The organism is Formosa algae, from assembly GCF_001439665.1.
In the GTDB taxonomy this organism is placed as follows: Bacteria; Bacteroidota; Bacteroidia; order Flavobacteriales; family Flavobacteriaceae; genus Formosa; species Formosa algae.
Genome location: NZ_LMAK01000067.1, coordinates 147,130 through 168,771, shown reverse-complemented (window position 1 = coordinate 168,771; position 21,642 = coordinate 147,130). Strand labels below are relative to the sequence as shown.

Here is a 21,642-nt window from a genome sequence, read left to right as displayed (position 1 = left end):
ATATGAGAAAAATAATAGCTTATTTTATAAAGCATCATATTGCTGTAACGATATTTATTTTAGGATTTACCATTTTTGGAATATTAGGACTGTTATCTTTAAAATCGTCGTATTTCCCTATTATAGAATCAAAAATCATTACCATTCAAATTACATATCCTGGAGCTTCACCTCAGGAAATAGAAGAAGGTATTGTACTTCAAATAGAAGATAATTTAAAAGGCTTACAGGGTGTAGATCGCGTTACATCCACATCAACAGAAGATAGTGGAACGATAACTGTTGAAATTGAAAAAGGCGAGAATATCGATTTTATGCTTTTAGAGATTAAAAATGCGGTAGATCGTGTGCCTAGTTTTCCTTCAGGTATGGAACCTTTGGTGGTTTCTAAAGTAGAAAATGTTAGAGAAACCATTTCGTTTGCCATTAGTGGTGAAAACATTCCACTGGCAACATTAAAACAAATTGGTCGGCAGGTAGAAAACGATTTAAGAGCTATTAAAGGGATTTCACAAGTAGAAGTGTCGGGATATCCAGAAGAAGAAATTGAAATTGCCGTTAATGAAAATAGTCTTTTAGCTTATAATATTACGTTTAACGAAGTTGCTGCTGCAGTAAGTGGTTCTAATATTTTAGTGACAGGTGGAAATATTAAAACCAATGCTGAAGAGTTTTTAATTCGTGCCAATAACAGAGCTTATTATAGCGACGAGCTTTCTAACGTTGTTGTACGTGCTTTTTCAGATGGGAAAACCATTCGACTTAAAGATGTCGCTGTATTAAGAGATCGATTCTCTGAGACTCCAAAAGCAACTTATTTTAACGGAGAATTATCTGTAAATGTTAGTGTAACAAGTACCGATACTGAAGATTTATTGTCTTCTGCAGAAAAGGTAAATGCCTATATTGTTCAATTTAATCAGTCGCATAATAACGTTCAGTTAGATGTGGTTAGAGATTTATCTATTACACTAAAACAACGTACGCAATTATTAACAGAAAACGCCGTCGCAGGTATGCTGTTGGTGTTATTGTTTTTATCTCTGTTTTTAAACACGAGGTTAGCATTTTGGGTTGCATTCGGGTTACCAATATCTTTTCTTGGAATGTTAATTTTCGCCGGGCAGTTTGATGTTACAATCAATCAGTTTTCACTTTTCGGAATGATTATCGTGATCGGTATTTTGGTAGATGATGGTATTGTTATTGCTGAAAATATTTATCAGCATTTTGAAAAAGGAAAAGATCCTATAAATGCAGCAATCGATGGAACCTTAGAAGTTATTCCTCCGGTTGTATCAGCTATTATTACAACCTTATTAGCCTTTTCAACATTCTTGTTTTTAGAAAGTAGAATTGGAGAATTTTTTAGTGAAGTTTCGGTTATAGTCATCTTAACTTTAATTGTGTCTTTAATAGAAGCTCTTATTATTTTACCAGCGCATTTAGCGCACTCTAAAGCGTTACAAAGACATAAAGACAGAAAGAATGGTCCTAAAACTAAAACAGGTTTGTTTTTTGCTAAAATGCGAGGAATTAATGCTTTTGGAGATCGCATCATGATCTTTTTAAGAGAGAAGATTTATGTACCGGTACTTAACTTTATGTTCGAGTTTAAAATATTAGCACTTGGTATATTTTTAGGAGTATTAATTTTAACTTTTGGAGCTATTGGTGGCGGTGTTATTGGAGTGACTATCTTTCCAAGTATCGCGAGTGATCGTGTCTCTATAGAATTAGAAATGCCAAACGGTACAAACGTTCGTGTTACAGATTCTATTATGGCTATTATTGAAGAAAAAGCATATTTGGTAAACGAAGAGTTTACTGAAAAATATCTTGGCGATTCGGATAAGATGCTTTTTGAAAATACCATTAAAAATATAAATAGTGCTTCTAGCGCCACTTTAAATATAAATATGTTGCCAGGTGAAGAGCGTCCAGATGTGATCAATTCTTCATTAGTTGCGAATCGTGTACGCGAATTAGTTGGTCCTGTAATAGGTGTTGAGAAATTAATTTTTGGTTCTGGTGGAAACTTCGGAGGAAGTCCGGTGGCTGTTTCGTTATTAAGTAACAATATAGAAGAATTAAAGGCTGCCAAATTAGAGCTTAAATCTATTTTAGAAACCAATCCGTTACTAAAAGATGTGGCCGATAATGATCCTGCAGGAATTAAAGAAATTAGATTAGAACTTAAGGAAAGTGCTTATTTATTGGGATTAGATTTAAGTTCTGTAATGAGCCAGATTAGAGCTGGATTCTTTGGAGTGCAAGCACAACGTTTTCAGCGTGGGCAAGACGAGATACGTGTTTGGGTGCGTTACGATATAGAAAACAGAGCATCTATAAACGATTTAGACGATATGCGTATTGTAACGCCTACTGGAGAGCGTGTCACTTTAAAAGATATTGCAAACTATTCTATAGTGCGTGGCGATGTGGCAATAAATCATTTGGAAGGCCGACGAGAAATAGAAGTGTCTGCAGATTTAAAAGACCCGAATACCAGTGCAACAGATATTTTAGATGATATTAAAACAACGGTTATGCCGGATTTACAAGCTAAATACCCAACCATTTCTGCGTCTTATGAAGGACAGAATCGCGAGGCTTCAAAATTAAACAGATCGCTAAGAAGTGCTGGAATAGTTATTATTCTTCTTATATATATCACCATTGCATTTACGTTTAGAAGCTTAAGTCAGCCTTTACTTTTAATTCTCCTTATTCCGTTTAGTTTAACAGCAGTTGCTTGGGGACATTGGTTACTAGGTTTTCCTGTAAATGTATTATCGTTACTAGGTATTATTGCTTTAATTGGTATTATGGTAAACGACGGATTGGTGCTTATTGGTAAGTTTAATACCAATTTAAAGGAAGGGTTAAAATTTGACGATGCTTTAAAAGAAGCTGGTAAATCGCGTTTTAGAGCTATCTTTTTAACCACTATTACTACCATGGCAGGATTGGCGCCTTTACTAATGGAAAAAAGTAGACAAGCACAGTTTTTAAAACCTATGGCCATTTCCATTACGTTTGGTATCGCCTATGCAACCATACTTACCTTGTTGGTTTTACCTTTGTTTTTATCGTTTAGTAATAGCATTAAACAAAAAACAAAATGGTTAGTCACAGGTCAAAATGTAACTAAAGAAGAAGTAGAACGCGCTATTAAAGAACAAAATGAAGAGCATGTACATTAAATATAAATTACTGTTACTGATGTTGCTTGTTTTTACATCAGTTACCGCACAAAAAGTATTAAGCTTAAACGAGGCTACTACGATTGCTTTAGGCAATAATTACGGTATTAAAATAGCCAACAACAATAAAGAAATTGCTGAAAACAATAAAAGCATTTTAAATTCGGGTTATTTACCAACCGTATCTGGAGATGCCGGAGCTGGGTATAATTTAGATAATACTGAAGCTGTCTTTTCTGATGGAAGTGTAACTAAGCTAAATGGTGCAGAAAGCTCGGATTATAGTGCGTCTATAGATTTGGATTATACTCTTTTTGATGGCTTAGGTCGGTATTACGATTATAAGCAATTAAAAGAACAATATCATTTATCTGAACTTGAAGCCCGTGAAACGATAGAGAATACCATTGCACAATTATTTACAGTGTACTACAATGTAGCTCAGGTAACAGAAAATGTAAATGCTTTAAAACAAACTTTAGAGATTTCTAACGATCGTATTTTAAGAGCACAATATCAGTTTGATTATGGGCAAGGGACTATGTTGGATGTTTTAAATGCTCAGGTAGATATTAATAACGACAGTATTAATTTAATGAATTCTGAACAAAATTTATTAAATACAAAACGTGATTTAAATGTGGTTCTAGGGACAGAGTTGGACTTGGATTTTAAAGTAGATACTTTAATTACGTTTATGTTAGATATTAATAAAGAAGATTTACACGATAAAATGAGAGCCAATAATGTTGCGCTTTTACAAGTCGATAAAAATATTGTTATTAATGAATTTACTATTAAAGCCAATCAATCGGGGTATTTGCCAACAGTAGGCTTAACCGGATCTTACGGATGGAATAAAAACAATAATAATGCCGCATCATTTTTATCGGAATCTACGAATACTGGATTGTATGGAGGTCTAACTTTAAGTTGGGATTTATTTGATGGCGGAAGTACAATTACTAGTGTTAAAAACGCAAGAATCAATTTAGATAACCAAAAGTTAGAAAAAGAATCGTTGTATATTAGTTTGGATCGCGACTTTAATAATGCTTGGGGCGATTATCAAAATAAATTGAAGATTTATTACATTCAAGAAAATAACATTATTACGTCTCAGAACAATTTTGAAAGAACGCAAGAGAAATTTAAATTGGGGCAATCGACTTCTATTGAATTTAGACAAGCACAATTAAACTTGTTGACTGCAGAGTTTAGTCGAAACAATGCTAAATATGATGCTAAAATAGCCGAATTGTATTTACTGCAATTAAGTGGAGAGTTATTAAATGTGTCTTTTTAAGTTTAGAATATACCGTATAAAAAATCCCGTGTTCATGAATGTTAACACGGGATTTTTATATTATAGTACAATTTAATTTATCTCAATTTAAGAGAATCTAAACTGTGGTAAAAGAAATCTTTTTCGTCGTTCATAGATACAAATAGACCATTCGGGTATTTCGCTCCAAGTGCTGCTGTAGTGACATCGCAGCCATCTGTTTCTAGCGTGCCTAGGTTTAAGGTTTTTACAAAACTATTATCGCCACGTTTAAAAATATTAAAGCTGTGGTCTTGTTGGTTAGATACAATTAAGAATCCTTCTCCATCACTGTAAGTTGTTAATGCAATACCTTCAATATCGTCTTTAAAACGATCTGTTCCAAATATTGAAATTTGCGCATTACCTTGTGCAGGGTCTGCGTAGAATTTTCTAACACCAATGCCTTCATCAGAATAATATACATGTCCTAAAGCATCATCAACAACAATAGCTTCAATCTCTTTATTTCCGCTAAATGTTCCAAATTTTCTAGCAAGTTTTACACTAACGCTACTCATATTAGCTGTTAATTCGTACTGATACAAATAGCCTTCTGTAGGTCCTTTTTTACGACCAACAATAGCGTAGACTTTGTTGTTTTCTGGGTTTTTATATAAACTAATTCCCATTGGGCGTCTTAATTCAAGATCTGTTTCGTCTTCAAAAACAGGGAAACCGCCGTTATCTAAAGGTGTCATATCTGGAATTGAAAATAAACGGATTTGATGCTTCTCACGTTCGGTAAACATCATGATATCGATTTGAGTGGAATCGTTTAAAGCGAATTCATATTCAACATCTACATTGTTAGGATAGCTTAATCCTGTAATGCTTTTTTCTTTAATTATTTTTCCGTCTAAATCGAATGCATATACACCACCATTAACTTCGTCTTTATCTGTTCCGAAAACAATACTTTGCTCTGGGTTAGCTTTATTAATCCAAATGGCAGGATCGTCTGTGTCGTGAGGTGTTTTTTCAGTGACTAATGTTGGTTTAATTTCAGGTAAATTGTTTTTACAACCTGTTAAAGATGCTGCTAGTAAACAGCCAAATATATATTTTTTCATATCTTATTTTTTAAATAAATCGTATTTCAATCCAAATGTAATGCGTGTTTTGTAATATTCCATTTGCATGGTTCTAGAGCTTACACCTTGGTAGTAACGTAAAGGTTGGTTGGTAATATTGTTAACATCTACATATAAACTTAACTGCTTAGTTAGGTTTGCACGGGCGTTAAAATCTAAGAAGAACTGCTCGTCATAATAACGATCTTCAAACGCACGACCACCAATTTCATCAATATAAGCATCAGAATAGTTAGCAGATAAACGTAAGCTAAAGTATTTGTTTGTGTATCCTAAAGAACCATTAAACATGTTTGGAGCTGTATTTGGTAAATCTAAATCGTTACGCTCTTCTCCATCTTCATTTCTAATTCCAGAAGCATCAGATTTAAGATACGTATAATTTAAATAAATGTTCAAGTTTTTAAGAAAACCCGGTAAAAAATCTAATTGACGTTGGAATGCAGCTTCAAACCCAAATACAGAGGCTTCGTCTCCGTTAAACGGTTGATACACTTCGTAACCATCTGTATCTTCAAACTGATACGTATAAATAAAATCTTGAATATCTTTATAAAATACACCACCAGAAAGTAAACCTACAGATGAAAAATAGTGCTCTGCCATGATGTCGAAGTTCATAGATGTTGTAGGATCTAAATCTGGATTACCTAATACAATTTCTTCGTCTTCGTTATTAATTTCTCTAAATGGTACAATGTCTACATAGTTTGGTCTAGCAATTGTATTGGTCCAAGCAAAACGCAATACAGTGTTGTCTGTAACATCGTATTTTACATGCAAGCCCGGTAACAGGTTGGTGTAATTGTTTTTACTCGTTACTGGAGATGTCCCTAAATAATCGCCTTCTGTATCAAAAACAATCTCATTTCCTGTGGCATCTACATCTGTATGTTCTAAACGTAAACCAAATAGAAAACTCAGTTTGTCTGTTATGTTTTGGTTAGTCATTACATAAGCTGCGTAAACATTTTCTTTAACATCGTAGTTTGCAGTAGCATATTCGTCTGGTTTGTCTTCAGATTCAAATAAATCGGCATCATAAAGATCTAAATTTCCTAAATATTCTGGTGTGCCAAAATATCCTAATTGGTATTGAGAGCCTGCACTATAATCTGATCTTGTGTAGTCTTTGGTAGGAATGTTTCCTAAGAATTCTAAATCGTCGTTTTCTGGGCTAAACTCTGTAAAATCATTATCACGTGTTTTAGATTTTAGTCTGGTTTTTGCTCCAAACTTTAAAGTACCGTTTTCTTCGTCTAGTAGGTGTAAAGGAACTTCAAAATTTACTAAAGCATTAAAGTCTGTTTCGTCTGTGTATTGATTTTCTTCAGATAATTCTCCGAATTCGTATAAACTAAAATCAGATTCGTCGGTGTCAATAGGAGTAAAGTTTGGCTTGTTAGTGTTGTTATTAAACGTTACGCCATATTCGCTTTCGTATTCTAAATAACGCTCGTTTAAACGCTCTTCAGATGCTTTAGAGTAAGATGCCATCCAGTCTACTTGTAAGTTGTTTACCAAATGCTCACCACCAATGCTATAGTTTTGCATACGTTGGTCTTCTAAACGTGTGTTTTTAGAACGGTCGTTATCTATACCTCCTTTTGTTTGGCGTTTAGCTTCAACAGGGAATGCTGTTAAATTTCCGTCTGCATCTACATTAAAATCTCCGCTAAAAATATCTTCACCATCAAGAATTTCTTGTTCTAAACGGAATCTGTTTTCGCGATCGTCTCTCCAGTTGTAAATAGATTTAAAGTAAAGGGTATTATTATCGTTTAGTTTATAATCGAAGTTGGCAGAAAAACTACGACGTACACGTTGGATTTGATATTCTCTAATTTCTGAAATATTAGCATATGGATTAACTTCTAATTCTTGTAAGATATCTTCGCCTTCGCTATCTTGTTCTCCTGTGTTATATTCAAACTCATCGTCCCATTCTGCTTCAACATCATCAGAACCGAATTGCGAATCGTTATAAGAGGCAGAAACGACCCAACCAAACTTGTTGTTCTTACTACGATCTCCTAATAAGAACGATCCGTTTAATATACGTTTATCATTAATTAAATTAATTCCAGAACCTCCCGTAGCAGAAAATCTGAATCCTTGTGGCGATGTTCTTGTTATTAAGTTTACAGAACCTCCAATAGCATCTGCATCCATATCTGGAGTTACTGCTTTATTCACTTCAACAGATTGAATCATATCCGATGGAATTAAATCCATTTGTACGTTTCTGTTATCGCCTTCTGCAGATGGAATTCTGCTTCCGTTTAATGTTACCGAGTTTAATTGTGGTGCCAAACCACGAACAATAATATTACGAGCTTCCCCTTGATCTACCTGCATGGTAATTCCAGGAATACGTTTTACAGCATCTCCGATATTGGCATCTGGAAATTTACCAATCTGATCTGTAGAAACAATATTAGTAATGTTTTGTTTGTTCTTTTGTGTGTTAAGCGCTCTGGCCTGACTTCCAAAACCAAAAGAAACTACTTGTACTTCGTCTAACTCTGTAGCCTGTTCTGTAAGTACAATGTTTAAATTAGTTGTCTGTTTAGGCGACACCGTTATTTCTTGGCTGTATTCTGAATATCCTAAATACTTTATCACTAAAGTATAGGTACCCGCTTCTACATTTACAAGTGTAAATTTTCCGTTGAAATCTGATACTGCGCCTTTATTAAGTTGTTCAATTAATACAGAAGCTCCAGGAATTGTGATTTTATTTTCATCTGTAATGAGACCTTGAACTTGTCCGGTTTGGGCTAATGCACTAAATGAGGTTACAATGAGTAGCATTAAAGTAATCCAATTTTTCATGATTTTTTTGTTAATTTTTGTTTGATACAAATGTAGATACAGAACGTATTTTCTATCTAAAGTAAGCGTTAACAAAACATGATAAACTGTGCAGATTGGCCTATATATTAAAGCAACATTAACACTGAGATTACAAGTTGATAATGTTTTTGAAACATTGAATTTATAAGTTCAGAATAAAGATCTGAAGGTCGTCTTTTGGGTTTAAAGGAAGCTTTTTTCTAAGGCGATAACGCGCAATACGCACACTATCAGGTGTGATTCGGAGTATAGATGCGATTTCTTTTGAAGATAAATTAAGACGTAACAGCATGCATAAACGCAATTCTGAGGGCGATAATTCTTTTGTAACAGCCTGTTTTAACGTTTGAAAAAAGTTTGGATGAATTTGCTCGAAGAATCCAATAAATTCTGTCCACTCTTGTTCTTGAGATAAGTCTAAATCGATCTCTTTTATTAACAGTTCGAGTTTAGATTTTATTAATGTAGTATGTCTATCTTTTATATTTATTAGAGTTCTAGAAATATCAGACATCATTTTATTTTTATGAGACAAATGCAGACTGTAATTTGTGAGTGCCGATATTTTAAAATCTATTTCTCGTTGTAGCGCTGCTTCTTCATTTGTCTTTTTTTCGAGATTGGCTTGCAATAATCTATTTTTATAATCTTGGATTTTAGCCTGTTGTTTTTTACGTTTTCTAAAGTAAAGAAACCAACCTATTAATAGTAGAATAAGGAATGCGCTAGATAATAAAATCACACGTTGTCTTACTTGGTTTAATTCGTACTGCTTATTAAGTAGTTTTACTTCGGCTTCACGTTCTTCAACCTCGTAAAGAATTTGTAAAATACTAACTAATTCAGCATTTTTATATTCACTCTCACTGGCATTTAAATCTTTGTATGCCATCATATAATCGAAAGCGGTTTTGTGGTCGTTTAAGTCGGCATAAATTAAAGCTAAATCCTTAAGCGCAGCTTCTACCTGATGTGTGTTTTTAGTCTGCTCTGCCATTTGCAGTGCAGACTGTGTATAAGGTAAAGCCTGTTCTGGAGAGCGTTGTTTTCTGTACGTATCTCCAATGTTGTTAATAATGTTTATGCGGTTGTTGCTAGGAATGTGTTTAGCGTGTGACTTGGCTTCTAAAAAATAACGAAGCGCATTGTCAAACTGCTCAAGGTCTTCGTAAATACTACCTATGTTCTCGTAAGTAATAGCCAAACCGGTATGGTCTTGAAGGGATTTAAAAATAGCTAAACTTTTATCTTGATACTTTAAAGCTAAAGCGTAATCAGATTCTTTTTCGGCAACACTTCCTAATAACGCATAACTTGTTGCTTTTCCTTTTTCAAAGTTTATGAGCTCTGCAACCTCTAAACTTTTAGTTACATATTGTAGGGTGTTTTTATATTGTTTTAAAGCGAGATGAATGGCTCCAATTTTATTGCCAATATAAACAGAAGTCGTATCTGTTTGTGTGTGTAAATCTAGGGCTTCGTGGTAGTTTTTTATGGCTTCGTTTTCAATACCTAAATTCTCGTAAAACTGAGCGAGTTGAATACGAGCTGTTACAATAGCTTCTGTATTGTTAGCACTTGTGGCATGTTGTAATTGATCTTTTAAATCTTTTAAAACGGCATCTATCTTAGTAAGGGACTTCTTCTGATTGTTCTGAGCGTTTAGAAGTGTTGTATTAAGGACAACAAACAGAAAAAGATAGATTGATTTACTCGTGAAATTGTTTTTTAACCAGTAAAATGTTGAGGTTATTTGAAATGTAAACATGGTCAAAATTAAAGAAAGTAATGTTACTTAAATATTACTTTTATGTGACCTTTTTGGATTGCTTAAAAGAAAAATAAACCCCTCGATTTAAATTAAAAAGAGGGGTTTAAAATCTTAAAATGATTTGAAAATGAAGCCTTATTTTTTAGGATGTACTAACTTCATTTCTTTAATTAAGCGTTCTGCACCAGCATATTTATCGATAATAAATAATACGTAACGTACATCGACCATAATGTTTCTACAAATTTCTGGATCGTAATTCATGTCGCTCATAGTTCCTTCCCAAACACGGTCGAAATTTAGGCCAACTAAATTTCCTTCAGCATCAATAGCTGGACTTCCAGAGTTTCCTCCAGTTGTATGATTTGTGCCTAAGAAACAGACAGGAAGTTTCCCGTTTTTATCGGCATAACGTCCGTAGTCTTTTGTGGTATATAAATCTTGTAATTTTTGAGGTACATCAAACTCATAATCGTCTGGCACATATTTTTCCATAACACCGTCTAAATAAGATACTGGGTTGTAATACACAGCATCTCGAGGTTCGTATCCGCGCACTTGTCCGTATGTTACACGAAGCGTGCTGTTTGCATCCGGATAGTAACGTTCGTTAGGAACGACTTCCATAAGCGCCTTCATATATTCGGTTTCTAGGGCATTAATCGCAGAGTTTTTATCTTGGAAATCGGGTTCTATATTTGTGTAAAAATCTTCAATAAAAGGTTTAGCGTAAACGTAAGCCGCATCTGTATTTAATTTTTCAATCACTTCTGTAGGAGTACCTTCAAGTACGGCTAAAGCACTATCTAAGTTTGTAAATGCTGTGCTGTTATAAATTGAAGTATCTACATTTTTAGTGTAGAATGGCATAATTGCTTCAAAAACACCTTGGTCTACTTCTGTGTTAAAGTTTTTTAATGTGCTTTTAATTCTGCCTTGCATAGCTTCTTTAGCTTTGTTAAAAGTAGCCTCATCTTTAGTTGCAGCAGCTTCAAGCTGTGTAAGTCTAAACATCATGGACATTAGCTCGTTTGTTCTCACAAAAATTTCAACAAAATTATTACGTTTAATATCTACTGGAGCAAACGCTGCATATTGTGTTTCAAGTTCAGGAAGAATGTGTCCGTATTCCGCTTCAAGATTTTTTGCTTTTAAAGCTTCGGTAAAGGTGACTTCTTCGGCTTTCTTTTTAGCGATGGCATTACTCTTTTTTATACCTGTATTTTCGCCAATCCATTTTTTCCAATAGTTTGCAATTCGAGCTTGTTTAGACGCATATTGAATGCGAATTTCGTCGCTTGTTTTCATTTTAGCATCTATTACTTTTAAAGCTGCCTCACGAATTGCAATATTACTTGGGTTTAATTGCTCAGTAATTTCTTGAATAGCTACTGCTGGTAAATATTCTTCAGTAGTGCCTGGAAAACCGAACACTAAGGTGAAGTCTCCTTCGCTAATTCCGTCTAAAGAGACTGGTAAAAAGTGTTTTGGTTTGTAAGGTTTATTGTCTTTAGAATACGCTGCTGGACGATTGTTTTTATCGGCATAAATTCTAAAAATTGAAAAATCTCCAGTGTGTCTTGGCCATACCCAATTGTCTGTGTCAGATCCAAATTTTCCAATACTTGTAGGTGGAGCTCCAACTAAACGAATGTCGTTAAAACGTTCGGTAACAAATAAGAAATATTGATTGCCTTTAAAGAATGATTTTATCTTGGTGTTTTGCCATTCCTCTTTTTTTGTTGCGGCTTGAATACGATTACTATTTCCGTCTGTTTTAGCTTGCTTTTCTCTTGGTGTCATATCTTTGGTTACGCCTTCAAGAACTTGTGCTGTGACATCTTCTATGCGGACAATGAATTCTACGTAAAGTCCGTTGTTAGGTAATTCCTCATCAAAAGATTTGGCCCAAAAACCATCTTTTAAATAGTCGTTTTCTAAAGATGAATGCGATTGAATCTGACTGTAACCACAGTGATGATTTGTTAATAATAAACCTTGTTTAGAGATGACTTCGCTTGTACATCCGCCATTAAAATGTCCGATAGCATCTTTTAAACTTGAATGGTTAACATCGTAAATATCTTTAGCAGAAAGTTTACTTCCTAAAGATTGCATGTCGGCCTCGTTCATGCCTTGTAAAAGGGAAGGAATCCACATGCCTCCTTGTTGTGCACTCACTTGAAGTGTTAGAAAAAGGAGTAGAATTTTGAATAATTTCATGAGTTTGTTTTTAGTTCCTGCAAAGATAAAAAAGCATATATATATGTACACTTTTAGATTGGTATTTACGCTTGTATACCAACTCATTTTTAAAGGATATAAATAATTTAAAAACGTATAAGTCTCAAAATTATAGGCAAATACACTGGTATTTAGTAAGTTTGTAATCCCAAATCTATTTTATATGAAACAACATTTACTTTTAACTGTTGCGTTTTCATTATTTTTTTTCGTGGCTTTAAATGCTCAAGAAATTGAGTATAAAGGTAACGCCTACGAAGTGAAAGGCAACTCCATTTTGTTAAATGGGTACAATGTAACCGAGAGTTTAACGTTAGACGATCAGCGTAACATTCGTAATCAATATCAAGAACGCGCTAAAGAGTTTAGAGCCAAAAAGAAAGCTGAAAAAGCCGAAGAAAAAGCACTTGCTAAAGCAGAGCGCAAACAAGAAAAAGCCAAAGAAAAGGCCGAAAAGCAAGCGCAAGGAAAAAAGAAATTTGTGATTTTTTAATGGAAGACCAATTACATATAGCGCTTATTCAAACCGATTTAGTTTGGGAACAACCTGAAGCTAATCGCAAAGCCATACAAGATATTGTAGCTTCTATTACAGACGATATTGATGTCATCGTACTTCCTGAAATGTTTACTACTGGATTTTCTATGAATGCCGCTAAGCTTGCCGAACCTATTTCGGGAACATCGGTAGCTTGGATGAAGCAATTAGCTGCCCAAAAAGAAACTGCTGTTATGGGGAGTTTAATTATTTCTGAAGCAGGTAATTTTTACAATCAATTGGTATTCGTGTATCCTAACGGAGAACTGACTTCATATAAAAAACGACATACATTTACTTTAGCAGGCGAAGATACCGTTTACACGGCTGGAACAGAGCGTACAATAATTAATTATAAAGGTTGGTCACTTTGCCCATTAGTGTGTTACGACTTGCGTTTTCCGGTTTGGTCAAGATATAATAATGACTACGATGTGTTGTTCTATGTTGCGAATTGGCCTAAACCAAGAATAGCTGCTTGGAATGCGTTGTTACAAGCACGCGCTATTGAAAATATGAGTTATTGTATTGGCGTAAATCGTGTGGGAACAGATGCAAAAGGACATGAATATTCTGGGCATTCTGCTGCCTATAATGCATTAGGAGAAACCATTTCTACATTTGTCGAACACGAAATAGGTTACCGCATAGTTGCCTTAAATAAAGACGAGATTAGTGCTACTAGAAATAAGTTTAATTTTTTAAATGATAGAGACGCGTTTACTTTAAAATAAACTCTTGTACAGTATCCCAGCCAACACGAACTTCTATTGGACTCGGATAATAACTAATACGCTCTGGTTGTATTTTCTTTAAATAATTACCTGTATCGTATTTTTTGTTGCCATTCTCATCGTAAATAACGCGAAGAAAATATTTTCCCGTTTTTAAATACTTAAAGTCTATTGGTTCAGGTTCTGTGCTATATACTTCTTTTTTTACTTCACCTTTATCATCCGTTAATTGAACAATTACAGGGTACTTGGCATTTTTAAGTGTAATACGTGCATTCGGAAAATCGTTATACCCCTTTGTTTGCATTAAAAATTGGATGGTGTCGTTTTTATTATCGAAAAAGTCTGTAATGGCTTCTGGTAAAAATTGCAAACGGTATCTGGAGTTTTCAGCCTTTTCAAACTCAAAAGTAATATTGTTGTTCAGTGTATCCATTTTTGTAGTGTAAGGCACTAAAACAGAATCTTTATCAATAAAAGAAATCTTTTCTTTATCTAGGGTTTTAAATGGGGTAGAGGCAGTTAATACAAATGTGTCGTTAAAGTTAATTTGTCCAGTAGGTTCCCCTTTTACAATTAATGAGTCCTGATATTTGTCTGTGATTTTAACATCAAAAGTATCTACAACTTTATTGTTATAGCTTATTTTAAACTGAAGTGAATCTGTTTCTAATTTTGGTTTATACCAATACATTAAAGAATCGGCCTCTTTGTCTTTTGTAATGGTGTATTCAAAATCAGAAGGCACATCTGTAAGCACATCAATATCCATGTTCTTGTAATCCCCTTCAAAACCAAAAGCAATTTTTCCTTTAGAAAGTAATCGAGGTTTGTATGCTTTAAAGTCTAAATCTTCATTAAACAAGGTTAGGTGATAAATAGAATCTGTAGGGAGTTCGATAAATGTGTTATTGAATGCGATTTTATCTGTTTTTTGCTGAAATTTATAATCTTGATTTTCATCTTTCATGGCTGTTAAAAGATACTTTCCAGCCTTTACATTTTCTAAAACAAATGTGGTTATACTATCTAACGTATTGGTAATGTAGGTTGGCTTTTCGTTATAAATAATAGAGTCAGTAAAGGTAGAGTCTACTTCATATAAAGCCACTGTCACAAAATTATCAGGTTTGCTTAAGGTCGCATCTTTTATAACACCTGCAACAGTTAAAGAATCTATATAATCTCCTGTAGAAAACACATATTTATAATACGAAAACGGATTGCCTTCGTTATTATCAACAATACTACTTCCAAAGTTAATCGCATAAGTGGTGTTTGGAGTAAGCGTATCGTAAATTTTAATGGTAATGTATTTACTTGCCGTTCCTAGAGGTGTAATCTCTGGAGTAGATTTCATAGGTGGCGAAATAATAAGCTGCTTACTTAGATTGTTCATTTTAATGTATTCATCAAAATAAATTTTAATCTCTCTAGCATTAAAGTTTGTAGAGAAATTTTCTGGTACAGACTTTACAATCTTTGGAGGTGTGGTGTCTTTTTCTCCACCAGTAGGATTTCCTCTATTGGCACAGTTTGCGATAAATAAACACAAGACACTTATGAACAAAAAATTAGAAAGCGTTTTACTCATTATTTCATTAAAATTTACACAAAGAAACAATTTATTTAGCAGTAATCGAAAACAGTTTAAGCAATTGCCATTGTTGCGATACTGATTTTAACATTTTCGCCACGCAGAAGTAAATTAGCACAAGCTTCCATTGTTGCTCCAGTAGTTATAATATCGTCTACAAGTAACAGGTGTTTATTATTTATTTTCTCTAAATGCTGAACGCTAAAGACGGCATCAGAGTTTGTCCAACGACTTAATCTGTTTTTGGAAACCTGAGAGTTAGTATTGTTTATTTTTATCAATACATCGTCTAAATACTTAGCTTCTAAAGCTTCAGCTAGCTGAATTCCAAATTTTTCAACTTGGTTATAACCACGTTTTTTAAGTTTGTTTTTATGAAGCGGTACCGGAATTACGGCATCTATACTCTTATAAGCATCTAAAGTTTGTAATTCGCCGCCTAACCAATCGCCTAAAAAAGCGCCAATAGGTTCTTTTCCTTTATATTTTAATTGGTGCATGAGTTTTTGGGTGATTCCTTTTTTCTCAAATCGCAATAAGGCCGTGGCTTGTTCTATTTTAACTCGGCCATAAAGTACATTAGCTACGCTGTTGTCGTTATTAAAATGAAACTGAGTTATGGGTAAGCGATGTCTGCAATCTGTGCAAAGCGTTTGTTCGCCATCTGCTAAAATATTTTGGCAGCTGTAACACACTCTAGGAAAGAAAATATTAAATAACGCTCCAAACATATCACCTAAAACCTTTAATTTACAAAATTTTGCAATACTTTAAATAAAAGATACACGAAGTTTTCTCGCGTTTTATATTTTTGCATTATGGCAAATCAAGATGATCAATTTAAGAAGGTAATTTCTCATGCTAAAGAATACGGATATGTATTTCAAAGTAGTGAAATTTACGACGGTTTAAGTGCAGTATACGATTACGCACAAAACGGTGTGGAGTTAAAGAAAAATATACGTGACTATTGGTGGAAAGCCATGGTGCAAATGCATGATAATATTGTAGGTTTAGATGCCGCAATATTTATGCATCCAACCACTTGGAAAGCTTCTGGCCATGTCGATGCCTTTAACGATCCATTAATAGATAATAAAGATTCTAAAAAGCGCTATAGAGCAGATGTTTTAATTGAAGACTATTGCGCCAAAATAGAAACAAAAATAGAAAAGGAAGTTAACAAAGCTGCAAAACGTTTTGGTGAAGCCTTTAATAAAGAAGAATTTTTAAGCACTAACGGACGTGTTTTAGGATATCAAGAAAAGATTGATGGTATTTTAGCACGTATGGGGAAATCTCTAGGTGAAGAAAATTTAGCCGATGTTAAAGCTTTAATTGAAGAATTAGAAATTGCTTGTCCATTATCAGGATCTAGAAACTGGACCGATGTTAAGCAATTTAATTTAATGTTCGGAACTAAATTGGGAGCGTCTGCAGATTCTGCAATGGATTTATATTTACGTCCAGAAACTGCTCAAGGTATTTTTGTGAACTTTTTAAACGTTCAGAAAACGGGACGTATGAAGATTCCTTTCGGAATTGCTCAAACAGGAAAAGCGTTTAGAAACGAAATCGTTGCAAGACAATTTATTTTTCGTATGCGTGAGTTTGAACAAATGGAAATGCAATTTTTTGTGAAGCCAGGAACTCAAAAAGAATGGTACGAAAAATGGAAAGAAACGCGTTTAAAATGGCATTTATCATTAGGAATGGGAGAAGATAATTACCGTTTCCACGATCATGATAAATTAGCACATTACGCAGAAGCAGCAGCAGATATCGAATTTAAATTCCCATTCGGATTTAAAGAATTAGAAGGAATTCACTCGAGAACTGATTTCGATTTAAGTCAGCACGAAAAGCATTCAGGTAAAAAACTTCAATATTTCGATCACGAAGAAAACAAGAGTTATGTACCTTACGTTGTAGAAACGTCTATAGGTTTAGACCGTATGTTTTTAGCTGTATTCTCAAATTCGCTAGTTGAAGAAGAATTAGAAAATAATACAACACGTACCGTTTTAAAATTACCTGCAGTATTAGCTCCAGTTAAAGCCGCCATCTTACCATTGGTTAAAAAAGACGGTTTACCAGAAGTTGCTAGAAAAATTGTAGAAGATTTAAAATGGGATTTCAATGTGACTTACGATGAAAAAGATGCTGTTGGAAGACGTTACCGTAGACAAGATGCAAATGGAACACCATTCTGTATTACTGTAGATCATGATACGTTAGAAGACCATATGGTAACTATTAGACATAGAGATACTATGGAGCAAAATCGTGTTAAAATAGAAGATTTACGCAATATTATTAAGCAAGAAGTAGATGTACGTACTTGGTTAATGAAAATGTAATTTGTTTACAACCTTATACACTAAATCCTTAAGTTAACGCTTAAGGATTTTTTTGTTTTTAGAATTTTAATTTTTCTTCAATAAGTACGGTTTTTCCGCAACTAGCTAAAATAAATATGAATTATATTTGCTGTATAAAATGTAGATAACCAGCCCCATTATAAATGAATTAAATTTTGTTATGGTATTTACAATTTCTCAAATCTACCACGCAAAAAGCCTAAACATCTGTATGTCTAGGCTTTTTTTATAATTCGTTCCTAACAGTTACTTGATATAGAACGTTTTATTGTTAAAAATAGGCTTTCAATTGTACGGTTCCGGTATGTATCGTGTTACTAGTTTCTGTATTTCTTCCAAAGTAAGAGAGGTTTAAATCTAGAAACTTGGTAATTTTTTTCTGAACTAGAAGTGTCCAAGTGAAGTTTTTTCCGGCCTGTAAACCCTCAAGCATTTCGTAAGCTACAGGTGTATTTGATTCTCCGGAATACGAATTAGCAAAGTAATTAAATTCGCCACTAATCGCAGATTGTTGTAGATTAGATACAGAAAAAGACGTGCCATATTTTTGTTGCTTTAAGGTTTCAAAACTATCAATCGTATTTTCCTTGTTGGTAAATTGATAGAATATCTCAAAGCGTGTGTTTTCATTTAATAAGTAGGTTACTTTTGGATTGATTTGTGTTTCGTCAATATTATAATTTTTACTCACGTAATTCTCGCTAATACTTTCTGTATTACTTTGGCTGCTTAAAAAGGTTATCAACCAATTTTGTGCAAATTTATGATTGAAATTTAATTGGTGGCTCTTAATATTACTGGCTGTATAACCTATTGTAGAAATGCTCCTGACCTTATTTTCTAAGAATGTGTAAGAGGTGGTGTAGTGTTGTTTACCCCGATTAAAAGAAAGTATGTTTCTAATGTTTAATTGTAAACCAAGCTGACTATCTTCATCTGTTTTAAATGGATTAATCTGAAAATTATTACCATCGCGTTCAGTCTTACTGTCTATTAAATAAGCGGTTTGATTATAGAATTTAGAAAGTATAGACTTTAAGGTGTTGTCTGAATTTATCCACTTTTGCGGATTTAATGTCAATGTCTGACTGAACCTGTTTTGGTGTGTTTTTAAGTATACTTGGTTGGGTAATAAGACGCGCAAATATTTACCTTCATCTTGAAACTGTGCGATTTCAAATTCTTCTAATTCTTGTATGCCATTCTCATTATAATCAATCCAAGTATAAGAGCCTTGTCCGGCTTCAACTTCTACATAGGTGTATTCTTGTTCAGCTAAAGTTCCAGAATTTGTTTCAAAAACAGTATTCCATTGCACCATTTGTTTAAAGAAATTCTGACTGTAAATTAGGCGAGAGTTTAAAGAGTTTTCATCGTCATCATCAACATTTTTCAATGTTCTATAATTCACGTAAAGCGACAAGTTTGTATTTGCGTTCTGAATCAATCTAGAATCTACATAATATGTTTTAGAAGTATTTACATGCTGTAAGTTATTGTTTCTAATACTGTCGTTCACACGGTGTTTAAACCCAACTTCTGCAAATAATTTTAGACTATCTCCAATTCCTGTAAAAACCTCATAACTTGTAAATTTCTGGCTGTCTTCAAGATAAGTGTCTGTGGTTTTATCTTTTTGCTGATTATCTTCTAATGCTATTTTTGTGCCAATCCAAGAGGTGTTAAAACTGTAGGTAGCCGTGTTAGAAGATCTTAAAAAAGTTGAGGTATCTGTATCCGACTTAGAATCTAAATAACTAGAACTGGTGTAAAATTGAAATCGGTTTAAATGCAGAAATCCAGAAGCTACATGGCGATTTCCATTAAAATTATTTTTATAGCTTAAATGCTCAAATTGATATGTAAACAATACTTGTTCTGGTAACCGAAGTTCTAAACCACTAATAAGTAAGTTCTGATTTCCTGTCGTGGTTTCAATATTCCAATCTCTATCAAATTCTGTATTGTAAAGTGCTTCTATCGTTTCAAAATTTTGCTCTATATAGTCAAAGTCAGCATACGCATCTAAATTCCATCGGTCTTGTTGTTGAATGATATTCTGACTAATTTTTAATTTTCCAGCAAAGCCATTATTGTCATCATCATCTAAATCAGAAAACAAGTTTAGATCATTAATGCTTCCTGCACCTTCAAAATAGATATTTGTCTTTTTAGACGGTTTATAGGTTCCGTTAAGTACAGCAATTTGTAATTTTGAAGGGGCTATAAGTTGGGTTACGGGTGCATAACTTCCTTGCGGAATACCATTTTCAGGAGCAACATATTCGTAAATATCGTTAATTGCGTTTATGCTACTTAGTACATAATTACCATAGTTGTCGCCCACAGAAGTAAAAGTTACACTATAAAGTTCATCTTCAGAATCGTTAGAATACACGTAAACATCTTCTCCATTAATTTGTTCTTTTTTATATAAAATGCGATTTTCACTATAGGTTTCCGGTGTTTCTGAAGCCACAATCATTTTGGTAGAATCGTCTCCAGCTTCAGATAGAATGTCGACTTGATCTGTAGATAAATTTTGTTGAACGGGATTGTTTTTCGAATCACTTTCAGAATATACAGAAGCTCCAATATTAAAATTATCGGTTTCGTAACGTCCACCACCATAACCAATAATACGTGAGTAATTAAGCTCGCTATATTGAAAATCTACGGTTACTCGCATTTCTGATGTTACGGGAAAGGTCGAGTTAAAGATAACTTCGCCAGCATTATAATCGATAATATAATCGTTGTTCTCGCCACGTTCTAAAGCAATACCATTAACATAAACAGTTTCACTTCCCGATACAATTAGTACGTAAAGCTCGTCGTTGGGGCCATTTAATTTATATGGTCCCTGATTACCTTCTTCTGCAGTAAATGTACTACGAGTAAATTGTCCGCGAACTACAGCTCCAGCGGCAAATAAATTGGTTGTAGAGTTATCTCTGTGAATGTTGGCGTTTAAAGATAATCCTTGCACACGCTTGCTAAAATTAGCGTAATAGGTTTTGGTGTTTTCTAAATCTACATCTCCAGCACGAATGTTCCAATTGTCACTAAAAATTTCAATAAACACTTGGTCAAATTCATCTAAACGCTGTGAGTAACCGCTCTCCTGTAAAGGAATATTTGCATCCTGAATAGAGGCTCGCAACGATATGTTTTCATTTAGTTTTCCTGTAATCTGTAAGTCTAATTCGCTGTTTAAAACCGAATTTTGATTGTTTCCAACAGTGACTCCTCGAGAAATACTTCCGGAAGTCGATAATCCATCAAAAGGAATGTATTTGGATGATTGATTAGATTGTGAGAGTTTATATAATTTTTGCTGATTGTTTATATTCGCTAGAATAATACTTTCGTCTAACTGCTTATAGGTTTTTGTTAAGAAGTCTGGAAACTTTAAATAAGATATCTGAATAGAATCTGTAGCAATGGGCTGTTTAAATACTAATAAAGCGTTGGGGAAATCTATAGTATACAAACTTGTGTCTATAACCGTGTTTGTAGCTGTTTTTAACGTAAACCAACTGGGGTTTATGCTTACGCTATCTACTACAATAGTATCTTTAATAGCGACATTTTTAGTTCTGTAATTGGTATTTAGCTCTTGTGAAAAAACACAAAGGCTAGAGCAAAAACATATTAAAGTAATTATAAATTTCATGTAGTCTTTAAACAGCGTAACGTTTAAAATATTTTGGTGTTAAGCAACCATTTGGGTAAATAATATAACAATATGGTCTTATTCGTTGCCTTTTTAAACTTTACTGTTGCTTTCTGTTAAAAGGGCATTAAATTAATAGTGTAAAAGTAACGTATTATTTATTTTAGCTGAAATTCTAAGAAAAATAAGCGCACCGCGTTTACTAAACGCATATTGTTAGT

General features: G+C 33.8%; 12 protein-coding genes. 5 read left to right on the top strand and 7 right to left on the bottom strand.

Features of this window, described 5'->3' with window-relative positions; translation table 11 throughout:
- Positions 1-2: 2 nt before the first annotated feature.
- Both AST99_RS14740 and AST99_RS14735 read left to right on the top strand, forming a co-directional pair.
- Positions 3-3,206: an efflux RND transporter permease subunit gene (locus AST99_RS14740; protein WP_057782980.1), complete on the top strand. Its 3,204-nt coding sequence runs from the start codon at positions 3-5 to the stop codon at positions 3,204-3,206.
- Positions 3,196-4,512: a TolC family protein gene (locus tag AST99_RS14735; RefSeq protein WP_057782978.1), complete on the top strand. Its 1,317-nt coding sequence runs from the start codon at positions 3,196-3,198 to the stop codon at positions 4,510-4,512. The genes AST99_RS14740 and AST99_RS14735 overlap by 11 nt, the downstream gene beginning before the upstream one ends.
- A gap of 77 nt (positions 4,513-4,589) precedes the next feature.
- On the opposite strand, the gene AST99_RS14730 is transcribed toward AST99_RS14735, so the two are convergent.
- The 4 genes from AST99_RS14730 to AST99_RS14715 all read right to left on the bottom strand — a co-directional run bounded on the left by AST99_RS14730 (position 4,590) and on the right by AST99_RS14715 (position 12,474).
- Positions 4,590-5,603, bottom strand: a complete 1,014-nt coding sequence (locus tag AST99_RS14730) for a phytase (protein WP_057782976.1) — start codon at positions 5,601-5,603, stop codon at positions 4,590-4,592.
- A 3-nt stretch (positions 5,604-5,606) separates the two neighbouring features.
- Positions 5,607-8,459 (bottom strand): TonB-dependent receptor, encoded by a 2,853-nt coding sequence (locus AST99_RS14725; RefSeq protein ID WP_069727865.1) that lies wholly within the window; start codon positions 8,457-8,459, stop codon positions 5,607-5,609.
- Positions 8,460-8,622: 163 nt separating this feature from the next.
- Positions 8,623-10,248 (bottom strand): tetratricopeptide repeat protein, encoded by a 1,626-nt coding sequence (locus tag AST99_RS14720; RefSeq protein ID WP_057782973.1) that lies wholly within the window; start codon positions 10,246-10,248, stop codon positions 8,623-8,625.
- Between the two features lie 138 nt (positions 10,249-10,386).
- A complete protein-coding gene (locus AST99_RS14715; RefSeq protein ID WP_057782971.1) occupies positions 10,387-12,474 on the bottom strand; it encodes a S46 family peptidase in 2,088 nt (695 codons plus the stop codon).
- A gap of 184 nt (positions 12,475-12,658) precedes the next feature.
- On the opposite strand from AST99_RS14715, the gene AST99_RS14710 reads away from it, so the two are divergent.
- Positions 12,659-12,988 carry a hypothetical protein gene (locus AST99_RS14710; RefSeq protein ID WP_057782969.1) on the top strand — a complete coding sequence of 110 codons (330 nt, stop codon included), beginning with the start codon at positions 12,659-12,661 and terminating at the stop codon, positions 12,986-12,988.
- Positions 12,988-13,767 carry an amidohydrolase gene (locus tag AST99_RS14705; RefSeq protein WP_057782967.1) on the top strand — a complete coding sequence of 260 codons (780 nt, stop codon included), beginning with the start codon at positions 12,988-12,990 and terminating at the stop codon, positions 13,765-13,767. The genes AST99_RS14710 and AST99_RS14705 overlap by 1 nt, the downstream gene beginning before the upstream one ends.
- Here AST99_RS14705 and AST99_RS14700 read toward each other — a convergent pair.
- Entirely contained in the window at positions 13,754-15,361 is a 1,608-nt protein-coding gene (locus AST99_RS14700) for an Ig-like domain-containing domain (protein WP_057782965.1), read from the bottom strand. The genes AST99_RS14705 and AST99_RS14700 overlap by 14 nt on opposite strands.
- A gap of 56 nt (positions 15,362-15,417) precedes the next feature.
- Positions 15,418-16,095 (bottom strand): ComF family protein, encoded by a 678-nt coding sequence (locus AST99_RS14695; RefSeq protein WP_057782963.1) that lies wholly within the window; start codon positions 16,093-16,095, stop codon positions 15,418-15,420.
- Between the two features lie 87 nt (positions 16,096-16,182).
- On the opposite strand from AST99_RS14695, the gene AST99_RS14690 reads away from it, so the two are divergent.
- The gene (locus AST99_RS14690; RefSeq protein ID WP_057782961.1) at positions 16,183-17,724 is read left to right on the top strand and encodes a glycine--tRNA ligase; all 1,542 of its coding nucleotides are present in this window, start codon (positions 16,183-16,185) and stop codon (positions 17,722-17,724) included.
- Between the two features lie 292 nt (positions 17,725-18,016).
- Here AST99_RS14690 and AST99_RS14685 read toward each other — a convergent pair whose 3' ends face one another.
- Positions 18,017-21,421, bottom strand: coding sequence for a hypothetical protein (locus AST99_RS14685; protein ID WP_057782960.1), 3,405 nt, complete (start codon positions 21,419-21,421; stop codon positions 18,017-18,019).
- Positions 21,422-21,642: the final 221 nt, after the last annotated feature.